This is a genomic window from Variovorax sp. 05L425 (assembly GCF_056397705.1).
Genome location: NZ_JBFTNY010000048.1, coordinates 1 through 11,504 on the forward strand (window position 1 = coordinate 1; position 11,504 = coordinate 11,504).

The 11,504-nt window shown below is 65.1% G+C and carries 11 protein-coding genes; 6 read left to right on the forward strand and 5 right to left on the reverse strand.

The window, feature by feature from the left end; all coding sequences use genetic code 11:
- The first annotated feature begins 197 nt into the window (after positions 1–197).
- From AC1DN9_RS29430 to AC1DN9_RS29440, 3 genes are read left to right on the forward strand one after another with little or no spacing between them, the layout of a single operon-like run.
- Positions 198–665 (forward strand): Zn-ribbon domain-containing OB-fold protein, encoded by a 468-nt coding sequence (locus AC1DN9_RS29430; protein WP_478105907.1) that lies wholly within the window; start codon positions 198–200, stop codon positions 663–665.
- A 42-nt stretch (positions 666–707) separates the two neighbouring features.
- A complete protein-coding gene (locus tag AC1DN9_RS29435; protein ID WP_478105908.1) occupies positions 708–2,252 on the forward strand; it encodes an AMP-binding protein in 1,545 nt (514 codons plus the stop codon).
- 10 nt (positions 2,253–2,262) lie between these two features.
- Positions 2,263–3,435 (forward strand): acetyl-CoA acetyltransferase, encoded by a 1,173-nt coding sequence (locus AC1DN9_RS29440; RefSeq protein WP_478105909.1) that lies wholly within the window; start codon positions 2,263–2,265, stop codon positions 3,433–3,435.
- Positions 3,436–3,465: 30 nt separating this feature from the next.
- On the opposite strand, the gene AC1DN9_RS29445 is transcribed toward AC1DN9_RS29440, so the two are convergent.
- The 5 genes from AC1DN9_RS29445 to AC1DN9_RS29465 form a co-directional block, all read right to left on the reverse strand.
- Complete coding sequence (locus AC1DN9_RS29445) at positions 3,466–4,215, reverse strand: GntR family transcriptional regulator (protein ID WP_478105910.1); 750 nt, start codon at positions 4,213–4,215, stop codon at positions 3,466–3,468.
- A 131-nt stretch (positions 4,216–4,346) separates the two neighbouring features.
- Positions 4,347–5,249, reverse strand: coding sequence for a LysR family transcriptional regulator (locus AC1DN9_RS29450; RefSeq protein WP_478105911.1), 903 nt, complete (start codon positions 5,247–5,249; stop codon positions 4,347–4,349).
- Positions 5,246–6,292, reverse strand: coding sequence for an RNA methyltransferase (locus AC1DN9_RS29455; protein WP_478105912.1), 1,047 nt, complete (start codon positions 6,290–6,292; stop codon positions 5,246–5,248). Before AC1DN9_RS29455 ends, AC1DN9_RS29450 begins: the two co-directional genes overlap by 4 nt.
- Before the next feature lie 80 nt (positions 6,293–6,372).
- Entirely contained in the window at positions 6,373–6,915 is a 543-nt protein-coding gene (locus AC1DN9_RS29460; RefSeq protein ID WP_478105913.1) for a cupin domain-containing protein, read from the reverse strand.
- 249 nt (positions 6,916–7,164) lie between these two features.
- Positions 7,165–8,004 carry a FadR/GntR family transcriptional regulator gene (locus AC1DN9_RS29465; protein ID WP_478105914.1) on the reverse strand — a complete coding sequence of 280 codons (840 nt, stop codon included), beginning with the start codon at positions 8,002–8,004 and terminating at the stop codon, positions 7,165–7,167.
- 230 nt (positions 8,005–8,234) lie between these two features.
- Here AC1DN9_RS29465 and AC1DN9_RS29470 point away from each other — a divergent pair, with 230 nt between their 5' ends.
- The 3 genes from AC1DN9_RS29470 to AC1DN9_RS29480 form a co-directional block, all read left to right on the forward strand.
- On the forward strand, positions 8,235–9,095 hold the full coding sequence (locus tag AC1DN9_RS29470) for an NAD-dependent epimerase/dehydratase family protein (RefSeq protein ID WP_478105915.1): 861 nt from the start codon (positions 8,235–8,237) through the stop codon (positions 9,093–9,095).
- A gap of 38 nt (positions 9,096–9,133) precedes the next feature.
- Positions 9,134–10,432, forward strand: a complete 1,299-nt coding sequence (locus tag AC1DN9_RS29475; protein ID WP_478105916.1) for an MFS transporter — start codon at positions 9,134–9,136, stop codon at positions 10,430–10,432.
- 38 nt (positions 10,433–10,470) lie between these two features.
- Positions 10,471–11,504: UxaA family hydrolase (locus AC1DN9_RS29480; RefSeq protein ID WP_478105917.1), on the forward strand; the 1,034-nt coding region annotated here is incomplete at its 3' end.

Below are 11,504 nucleotides of genomic sequence, written 5' to 3' on the forward strand. Positions count from 1 at the left end.
GCCGGTGATCTCGGAGCGAATCTTTGTCTGTGTGGTCATGGGTGGGTGCCTCGTTGGATGGCGGTTGAGCGTCGGATGCCTGAACTTTACTCGACATTCAGATTGTTGACAATACGAATGTGCCCATGATTTAATCGAGGCATTGCAGCAGCGCTGCGTCAACGAGGCGGAAAGTCCGCCCGATCGGAGACAAGACCATGGCCCTTACCGCAAGCAACACCGAAGGAAAGCCGATGAATCCGCCCCCGGCACGCCCCTTGCCGATCCCCACGGCCGAAACGGCTCACTACTGGGGCGCGGCACTGGAGGGCAAGCTCAAGATCCAGCACTGCCCTGCCTGCTCGCGCTACCAGTTCTATCCACGCCGCTTCTGCACGCAATGCCTGTCGGAGGAGATCGAATGGGTGCACGCCAGCGGCTTTGGACGCGTCTACACCTATACCGTGTGCCATGTCGCCGGCCATCCGGCGTTCGAGACGCGTGTCCCCTATGCCATCGGGATGATCGAACTCGACGAGGGTGTGCGAATGCTGGCGGGCATCGTCGCGACCGAGCTGGATCACCTCGCGATCGGCGCGCGCGTGCAGGTGTGCTTCGAGCGCATCAACACCGAGATCGCCCTGCCGATGTTCCGGCTCTTGGGCGCAGATGCGGCCCATGCCTGACGGCGTTCGAGGCGCAAACAATTTCTGAAAACTGGAGACAAGATGATCATTGATTCCTTCGACGCCGGCGCCACGGCCTTTCCGGACCGCGTCTTCGTGCAAGGCGGCAGCATGCAACTCAGCTACCGTGAAGCAGCCGACGCCTCGCACGCCGTCGCCGCCGCGCTCGTGCGCGATGTGCGGCCGGGCACCCATGTCGGTGTTCTTTCGCCCAATCACCCGATGGTCCTGCCTGCGATGCTCGGCGTGATGCGCAGCGGCGCGGTCTTCGTGCCGCTCAACGCACGCGATTCGATCGAGGACATCGTCTGGTTCGCCAAGTTCTGCGAGATCACGGTACTGATCTGCCACGAGCAGTACGCGCCGCACCTCGAACGCATGAAAGTCGAGATACCGACGCTCAAGCGCGTGATCGGCCTGACCGAGCCGTTGGAGGCCAGCGGCCAGAGCATCACACAATGGCTCGACGAGTTCGCCGGCCAGCGCGTGGATGTTCGGCGCGAGCCCGATGACATCGCGATCATCAAGTCGTCCGGCGGCACCACGGGCCGCCCCAAGGCGATCATGCAGAGCCACCGCTCGCTCGAGACGGCCTACCGGGTCAGCAACCAGTTCATGCCACCGCGCAAGGATCCGGTGCATCTGGTCGTCGCTCCGCTCACGCATGCCGCGGGTGCGACGATGGTCGCGCTCGCCCGCATCGGCGCGCGCAACGTGATCGCGCCCTCGGCCGACTCGGGTGTGATCCTGGAGACGATCGAGCGCGAGCGGGTGACGCACATCTTCCTCACGCCCACCATGATCTACCGCCTGCTCGCCCACCCCGACGCCGCCACGCGCGACTGTTCGTCGCTCGAGTACGTGATGTATGGCGCGGCGCCGATGTCGGCCGACAAGCTGCGCGAAGGCCTCGCGCGCTGGGGCCAGGTTTTCGTGCAGTTCTATGGCCAGTCGGAAGTGCCCGGCGTCATCACCTGCCTCTCACGCAAGGACCATTTCGTGCACGGCGACCCCGAACTCGACAAGCACCTTTCCTCGGCCGGCCGCCCTTCGGGCGCCTGCGAGGTGGCGCTCATGGACGACGACGGCAACATCGTCGGCATCGGCGAGCGCGGCGAGATCGTGGCCCGCGGCGACCTGGTATCACCCGGCTATTTCAACAACCCGGAAGCCACCGCCGAGGCGCGTGCGTTCGGCTGGCACCACACGGGGGACATCGGCGTGTTCGACGAGAACGGGTTCCTCTCGGTGGTCGATCGAAAGAAGGACATGGTGATCTCCGGCGGATTCAACATCTATCCGAGCGAGATCGAGCAAGTGATCTGGGGTCATCCGGCGGTGCAGGACTGTGCCGTGGTCGGCGTGCCCGACCCCGATTGGGGCGAGCGCTTGACCGCGGTGGTCGAACTCAAGGACGGCCGGAACGCGACCGCCGACGAGATCGTCGAACTGTGTCGCAACCGCTTCGGCAGCCTGAAGACGCCCAAGCAGGTCGAGTTCTGGCCCACGCTGCCGCGCAGCCCGGTCGGCAAGGTACTCAAGAAAGATGTACGTGCTCAACTCGCCGCCGAAGCGGCGCGAGTTTGAAGGAACCGAGATGGACCCGAAAGCGCTGAGCGGCCGCTATGCCATCGTGGGCGTCGGCCAGGCCGGCATGGGCAAGGCCCAGGCGGGTGATACCGCCCTGTCACTGCAATGCGATGCGGCGCGGCAGGCGATCCTGGACGCGGGCCTGAAATCGTCCGATATCGACGGCGTGTTCGCTCACTGGGACGACCGGGCCGCCGGCCTTCTCGTGACGGAGTACATGGGCCTTTCGCCGAGCTATGTCGACAGCACCGTCGTCGGCGGCCAATCGAACCTGACGCACGTCGTGCACGCGATGGCGGCGATGGAAGCGGGCCTGTGCAACGTGGCGCTGATCGCCTACGGCAGCACGCAGCGCCTGGACCGCAGCCGCTCGCGCGGCGGCGCAGCGCAGGATGCGCGCATGCCGAGCGGACAATTCGTTCTCCCCTACGGCATGCTGAGCCCGATCGGCTTCTATGCGATGCAGGCGCGCCTGCACATGCATCGCTATGGCACACGCGCCGAGGATCTGGGCGAGGTCGCGCTGGCAGCGAGGCGCTGGGCGCAACTCAATCCGAACGCCGTCGCGCGCTCGCCGCTGTCGATGGAGGACTACCTGGCCGCGCCGATGATCGCCGACCCGCTGCGCAAGTTCGACATCTGCCAAGTGACCGACAGCGCCGGCGCGATCGTGCTGGTTCGGGCAGAACGCGCCCGAGACCTCCCTCGCCCGGCGGTGCTGGTGCAGGGCTTTGCCGAGAAGTACATCCAGCACGCCACGCCTTTCGGCACGGACGACTGGATCGACAACGGCGTGCTCGCCGAGATGGGCCGCCTGGCCATGGAGCGCGCCGACCTCAGGCATTCCGACATCGACCTCGTACAGATCTACGACGCGTTCACGATCAACGTGCTGATCGGACTCGAAGCGCTGGGCTTTTGCGAGCGCGGCGAGAGCGGCGCCTTCGTGCAGGGCGGACGCATCGCGCCGGGCGGTGCCTTTCCGATGAACACTTCGGGCGGCGGCCTGTCCTTCAACCATGGCGGCATGTTCGGCATGCCATTGATGATCGAGTCGGTGCGACAGCTGCGCGGTGAGTGTGGCGAGCGACAGGTGCCAGGGGTGCGCACCTGCCTGATGCAAGCGGGTGGGCTCGTGATGTCCGCCTACATGGTGATGGTTCTCGGCAAAGGTGACTAGCCGGGCATCACTTGGGCATCACTGGTCGTCTCAAGTGTCGGCCGCGGTCTGGCGCGCTTCGAGCTGCTTGATTGCTTCGCGCTTCGAATCTTCAATCAGCTTTTCGGCCGCTTCGGCGGCGACGTCCACATTGCCAGCCTTCATCGCCTTTTGCATGGCGCGCCAATTGCGCGCCGACTCCTTGCGGCGCGCCGGCGTAGCCAGGCCAAGTTGGGTGTATCGCAGGGTCTGACGCGACAGCGATGCCAGGATTTCGGCCAGTCGCTCATTGCTGCAGGCCTCGCGCAGGGCGCGACTGAGGCTGAACGATGTCTGGAAGTAGTCGGCGGCTCCGTCCGGGTCCACGGCCAACGCGTCGAGCGAGCGGATGTCGGCGTCGATGGCAGCGGCCAGACGCGCGGCCTCCTCGACCGAGAGCCGGGCGATCATCGCTCCAGACAGTTTGGAGCGGATCTCGAAGATGTCGGCGACCTCCTTGATCGAGAGCTGCGTGACGTGCGCCCCGCGATTGGGCAGGATGCGAACGACCGAGTCTTTCTCGAGGATGCGCAACGCTTCACGCACCGGGCCCCGGCTGACTTCGAACTGTTCTGCGAGAGCTTCTTCGCGTATGCGCTCGCCCGGCTCGTACTCGCCGTTTGCGATGGAGGTGAAGATGAGCTCGGCAATCTGCTCGGGAAGTGTCTGAAGCTGCCGCAGGGTGGCTTTGGCGCGCGCGGGTGCTTCGGCTTCCGTACGGCCGGTCTCGCCATTGGCATTCGCTTTTTTCGGGACATTCATGGAGGTCTTCGTCGTCAGATTGTTAACAAACTAAATGTTGCCATGCAATTAAAGCACAACGATCTCCTCCATGCTTCGACACATGGAAGGTCATCAGGCGAGATCCGCCGAATGGCCCCTGATCACGCACTCTATTTGGCGACGCCATCCACCAGGTGGTCGATCAGGAGTCGCACGTGTCGGGGCACTGCACTGGCGTCGCGCAGGCCGATCAGCAAGTGCCGCGTTGCCCATGAATCCTGAAGCGCAATCTGTCGCAGGTTCATCGAACTCAGATGAGGCTGGACTGCATCGCGCGGCAGCACCGCGACACCCAAACCTGCCGCCACCATCTGGCACATAGCGTCGAAGCTTCGAACCTGCAGGCGCATCTTCAGGCTGCGGCCCAGTGCCTTGGTTTCGGCCTGCAGGCGCTTGGCCAGCGAGGTGCCCTTGGGCAGGCTGACGAAGTCGTAGTCGATGGCTTCCTCGAAGCGCACCGTACGGCGGCGCGCCAATGGATGGCCCTGAGGCACCACGAGAACCAGCCGGTCTTCGCGGTAGTGGATCTGGTGCAAGCCCAAGGCGGGCGTGCGGTCGGCGAAGATTCCGATGTCGGCACGGCCGTCGAGCACCGCCAGCACCACTTCGCCGCTGTCTTCTTCCTCGAGCTCGATACGGATGCCCGCGTTTGCGCGGACGAAAGACGAGATGTCCGCCGGCAGGAACTGCGTCACCGCCGACGTGTTGGCCCACAGCCGCACGACGCCGACCAGGCCGGTCGCGTAGTCCGAAAGGTCCGCCGCCAATTGATCGACGTCGCTGAGGATTCGTTGCGCATGCGCCTGCAGTGCGTGGCCGGCCACTGTCAGGGTGATGCCGCGCGAATGACGCTCCAGCAGCGTGGCGCCCACGGCTGCCTCGAGATCGGTGATGCGCTTGCTGGCGGCGCCGACGGCCAGGTTCGCCAGTTCGGCACCCTTGCTGATGCTGCCGCTGCGGGCCACAAGGCTGAACAGCGAGAGCGAAAACAGATCGAGCCGGTGGAGATTCACGAAGCAGCGGTCCTCTGCCAATGAACAACCGTCTCGCTCGCCCCGGCTGCGCGCGCCCTCAACTGGCCGCAGCCGCCGTCGACATCCTGGCCGGCCGAATAGCGCAGCTTCGTCAGGATGCCCCGCTCGTGCAGCGTGCGAGCCAGCTGCTTGCATCGCTCCCACGACGGGCGACTGAACGACACGCCATCCACCGCGTTGAAGGGAATCATGTTCAACACGCCGTACTTGCCGGAGAGCAGCCTGACGATGCCTTCCATCTCCTCTTCCCCGTCGTTGACACCTTCCAGCAGCGTCCACTGGTATTGGATCGGGTAGCCGGTCGCCCGGGCATAGCGTTCGCATGCGGCGACCAGTTCCTCGGGCGTCAAGTTCGGCGCGCGTGGAAGAAGTTTTCTGCGTAGCTGGGCGCTGGTCGTGTGCAGCGAGAGTGCCAGCGCCGGCCTGACGCGCCCCTGCTGCAGCCGCTCGAACGCGCGAGGATCGCCCACGGTGGAGAACACCAGGTTCTTGTGGCCGATGTTGCCCGCCGTACCGAGGAGATCGATCGCCTCCATCACGTTGTCGAGGTTGTGCGCCGGTTCACCCATGCCCATGAACACCACCTTGCGCACCGGCCGGCGCGTGCGCGCGAGCGCGACCTGGGCAATGATTTCGGCGCTGCCCAGTTGACGCAGCAATCCGTCGCGACCCGTCATGCAGAACTGGCATCCGACGGCGCACCCCACTTGCGACGAGACGCAGAGACCGTCCCGGGGCAGCAGCACGCTTTCCACGGTCTGGCCGTCCGCGAGGGCGACGAGCAGGCGCTCGGAACCATCGGCGCCGGGATGGACGGTGTGGATGCGCGCCAGCCCCGCAAGTTCGGCTTCAATGGACGGCAGGACAGCCAGCAGGGACGACGGGAAAAAGCTCTCGGGTTTGCGCCTGCCGCTGCTTCGGGGCAAAGCATGGGACCACAGGCGGAGAATCCGGTGTTCGTGGAGGGGGCCTGCTCCGGCTTCCTGCAGTCGCCGTCTGACTTCATGGATTCGCGTCGACATGCGACGGATTGTGCACGGCAGTCACCGTCGAACCTACATGGGGCGTCCCGGCCCTCTCACACCGCCGAGGCGACGCCGTATCAAGGGGGCAGGACCAGCGGACCGCAGTTTTCATCGGTCACGAACACCGCAAGAAGCTTTGCCGGATGCGTCGGGTCGGGATTCTCGGCAAACAGGTGCAGTGTCCCGGGCGGCTCGAAGAATGTCTCGCCGAAGCGGTAGTCTCCCGGAGGCGTGCCGGCCAACTGCGAGCGAATCGTCCCATTGAGGATGACCGCGGTGACCGACCCCGGATGGCGGTGTGCCGGCGAGTAGGCCAGTGGCGGGAAGTCGACAAGCACCGTGGTGACGGACTTTCCGGGCACGTTCGGCAGCGGTTCGCATGAGAGCACCTTCGACGATGTCGCGGGCCGGGCTGCCTCGGCAGACCCTGCAGGGGCAGGTACCGACGCGAACATTGGTCGACCCACCGTGCTACACAAGGCGGCGAACCAGTCCACTGCCTGCCTCTTGCCGCCATGCGGAAGAGATGCCCAGCCGGCAGCAAGCACGAGTGACGCCCCGGCCATGGCGGCAATGATTTTCTGGCGACTGGCCGGCGCCAAGCCTGAAGTTGCGCTCATCGCTGCGCCTCCGTTTCTCTCGCCCATTGGGTTGATCTCCTTTCGTCGGCGCCTGCGGGATGCCTGCCCGACAGATTCGAGCTTAGGTCAGGGATGCCTCATGGCACAGGGCCAAGAAAAGAGAAAATCACTGGGCCATGCCAGCAAAGACCGATGTTGAACGTCGCTCTGTCGCCGAACTCGCGGAGGAATATGGCTTCACCGACGTTGACGGACGGATGCCGGAGAAGCCCCGCGAATGCCGGCGAACTAGAGACCCTGGGAACTCGCGCGGTCGCCCGCGCCCGACAAGCCCACCGCCGCCCGCGCGGGCTCCGCGTGCGCCTTACGCTGCCGCTCGCGGCTGTTGACCAGGTGAATGCGCATCGCCGCGCGCGCCGCATCGGGGTCGCGGCGCTCGATGGCCGCGTAGATGTCCTGGTGCTCCTGGTTGACCTTCTGGAGATGCTGCTCGCGCTGCTCGACGTTCAGCCATGACGAGGAGATCCGCGTGCGCGGGATCACCTCCAGGCCCAGGTGGCTCATGAGTTCGCTGAAGTAGTGGTTGCCCGTCGCCTGCGCAATCGCCAGGTGAAAACGGAAATCGGGGGAAACGGTTTCGCCGACGGTCGCCAGATGCTTCTCGAAATCGTCGAGCGCGCTGCGCATCTCCAGAAGATGCTCGTCGGTGCGGCGCAGGGCCGCGAGTCCGGCGGCCTCCGATTCGATGCTGGTGCGCAGCTCGAGCATCTCCAGCATGTCGAAGATGCCGCCGCCGCTCGATGCCGCGTTGCCGAACTGGAAGCGGCCGGGGGCCGCCGGCTCCAGCGCAAAGGTGCCCACGCCGTGGTGCGTCTGGACCATGCCGGCTGCTTGCAGGCGGGACAAGGCCTCCCGCACCACGCCGCGGCTGACGCCGTAGGTTTGCATGATGACCGCCTCGGTCGGCAGCCTGTCCCCGGGCTTGATCGCCCTGCTCTTGAGCTGTGTGCCCAGGGCCTCGACCAGTTCGTGGGTGAGCCCCTTGCCGGGCCGGCGCCCGCCCGGCGGAATGGCGCGCAGGTCGTTGTCCGTGGAGGTTTCCTCGAAGGTCGGCGAAGGGTCTTGCATGCGCCAATGATAGGACCGCGCATGTGATGGCCCGCAGGGACATGCGAGGAGTCTGTCCGTATGCGCTTCCGAGGCTTGATTTTTGTTGTCGTAGGACATCTGATGAAATCTCGAGATGAATTGGCTTGTCGACTGCAGCAATCGGCTACAAATATTTGGGTAAACCCCAATCAAATGGATGCTTGAGATCGGAGATATTCGAATCTTGTCATAGGACATCAGACAAGTTGATGAAAACCCTCGTATCCCACTCCGCTCCAAACACCCCGAAGAAAATTGCCCTGACCGGCGCCGGCGGCCAACTCGGCGCCGTACTGCGCAAGGCGTTGGTCGGCCGCGGCGTCCCCCTGCGCTCGGCCGCCGGCAGCAAGGCCCTGGTGCCCCTGGTGGACGGCGAGGATGTGATGCACGGCGACCTGCGCGACAGCGCCGTGGTCGACCGCCTGCTGCAAGGCGTCGACGTGCTGATCCACCTCGCCGGCACGAGCGTGGAGCGTCCGCTGCCGGAGATCATCGAGAACAACCTGCGAGCCCTCGTGGAAGTCTTCGAGGGTGCGCGGCGGCATGGCGTGCGTCGCGTGGTCTTCGCCAGTTCCAACCATGCGATCGGGATGTATCCGGTCACCGAGCACCTCGGCCTGGACTGCGCGCCCCGCCCCGACGGCTTCTACGGATTGAGCAAGGTGTGGGGAGAGGCCCTCGCCCGCATGTACTGGGACAAGCACGGCATCGAAAGCGTCTGCGTGCGCATCGGCAGTTGCGTCGAGCGGCCGACGGAGCCCCGCCATCTCAGCACGTGGTTCGGCCACGACGACTTCCTGCACTTCATCGACCGCTGCATCGAAGCCGAGGACGTGGGCTTCACGGTGGTCTGGGGCGTGTCCGCCAACAAGCGCAGCTGGTGGGACAACAGCGGCGCCGAACACCTGGGCTTTCGCTCGACGCAAGACGCGGAGGCGTACGCCGCTGACATCCTGGCCGGGCCGAACCCCCTCGACGCCCTGTGCCAACGCTACCAGGGCGGCAGCTTCGTCGGCCTGGACTACACGCGCGAGGACGCCCGCCCCCTCGCCAGGCATTCCATTTCTTGAATTTCTCGACAGACACAACGAGTTCCAGGAGACACGCAATGAAGATCAAGGGCATTCGCTGGTGGATGGTCGCTCTGGTTTCGGCCGGGTTGATCGTCAACTACCTCGCGCGCAACACGCTTTCGGTGGCGGCCCCCACGCTGATGAAGGACCTGAACATCACGACCGAGCAGTACTCGCACATCGTGGTGGCCTGGCAGCTCTGCTATGCATTCATGCAGCCGGTCGCGGGCTATCTGCTCGACACGATCGGCACGAAGCTCGGCTTCGGCCTCTTCGCGCTGGCCTGGTCGCTGGCCTGCGCCGCGGCGGCCTGGTCCACCAACTGGCAGAGCCTTGCCTTCTTCCGAGGGCTGTTGGGCCTCACCGAGGCGGCTGGCATTCCGGCGGGCGTCAAGGCGACGACCGAATGGTTCCCGGCCAAGGAGCGCTCGGTGGCGATCGGCTGGTTCAACATCGGTTCGTCGGTCGGCGCATTGCTCGCGCCGCCGCTGGTGGTCTGGTCCCTGTTGCACGGGCAATGGCAATGGGCCTTCCTGATCGTCGGCGCGCTGGGCATTGTCTGGAGCCTGGTGTGGATGCTGCTGTACCGCCACCCGCGCGACCAGAAGCGCTTGTCCGACACGGAGCGTGACTACATCCTGTCCGGCCAGGAGGCGAAGCACAGCGACGCCGGCGCGGCCAAGCGCAGCTGGACTGAAATGATCCGAAGCCGCGATTTCTGGGCGATCGGGATTCCGCGCATGCTGTCCGAGCCGGCCTGGCAGACCTTCAACGCCTGGATCCCGTTGTACATGATGACCGAGCGTCACATGAACCTGAAGGAAGTCGCGATGTTCGCGTGGATGCCCTTCCTTGCCGCGGACATCGGCTGCGTGCTCGGCGGCTACCTCAGCCCGCTGTTCCACAAGTACTTCGGGGTCTCGCTGTTCAACTCGCGCAAGATGGTGTTCGTCGTCGGCGCGCTGTTCATGATCGGCCCGGCCAGCGTCGGCTTCGTCGAGAGCCCCTACATGGCGATCGCGCTGCTGTGCATCGGCGGCTTTGCGCACCAGACGCTGTCGGGCGCGCTGTATTCCATCACCTCCGACATGTTCGGAAAGAACGAAGTCGCCACGGCCACCGGCATGGGCGGCATGGCGGGGTATTTGGGTGCTGCCGCGTTCACGGCGCTGTTCGGCGTGCTCGTCACTCAGATCGGCTACAGCCCCCTGTTCGTCGTGCTCGCGGTCTTCGACATCATCGCCGCGGTGGTCGTGTGCCTGATGGCCCGAAGCGGCGATCGGACGCCCAGCGCGCGTTGGGTGCCTGTGAGTGCAGGTGCGGTGGCCAAGTGAGCGAAGTGAGCAACGTGACCAAGCCTCTTTCCATCACCATGCACGATCGTGACAACGTCGCGATCGTGGCCAACGACGGCGGCTTGCCCGCCGGCACCCTGCTGCCCTCCGGGCTGAAGCTGGTGGACAAGGTCCCCCAGGCGCACAAGGTTGCGCTCGTCGACATTCCGGAAGGTGGTGAAGTCCGTCGCTACAACGTCACCATCGGGTATGCGCTGAAGGACATCGCCGCCGGCAGTTGGGTGCACGAACGACTGCTCAAGATGCCCGCGGCGCGCGAACTCGTAGGCTTGCCGATCGCGACCGTCAAGCCGCCCGAGATGCCGCCGCTGGAGGGCTACACCTTCGAGGGCTTTCGCAATCCGGACGGTTCGGTCGGCTCGCGCAACATCCTCGCGATCACGCAGACCGTGCAGTGCGTGGCGGGCGTCACCGAGTTCGCGGTGCAACGCATCAAGGCCGAACTGCTGCCGAAGTTTCCCAACGTCGATGACGTCGTGGCGCTGGAGCACACCTACGGCTGTGGCGTGGCCATCGACGCACCCGATGCCATCATTCCGATCCGCACGCTGCGCAACATCAGCCTCAACCCGAACTTCGGCGGCGAGGTGATGGTTGTGAGCCTGGGCTGCGAAAAACTGCAGCCCGAGCGCTTGATGCCGCCGGGCACCATCCCGCTGATCGACGAACGCAACGTGGCCGATGTCGGCGACAGTGCAGACAGCAAGCTCGATGTGGTCTGCCTGCAGGACGATGCGCATGTCGGCTTCATGTCGATGGTCGATTCGATCATGCGGCAGGCCGAAGAGCATCTCGAACGCCTGAACGCCCGTCGCCGCGAGACCGTGCCGGCGAGCGAACTGGTGGTTGGCGTGCAGTGCGGCGGCAGCGATGCCTTCTCCGGCGTCACCGCCAATCCGGCCGTCGGCTTCTGCACTGACCTACTCGTGCGCGCAGGCGCCACCGTGATGTTCTCGGAAGTCACCGAGGTGCGCGACGGCATCGACCAGCTCACCTCGCGCGCCACCACGCCCGAAGTGGCCGACGCCATGATCCGCGAGATGGCCTGGTA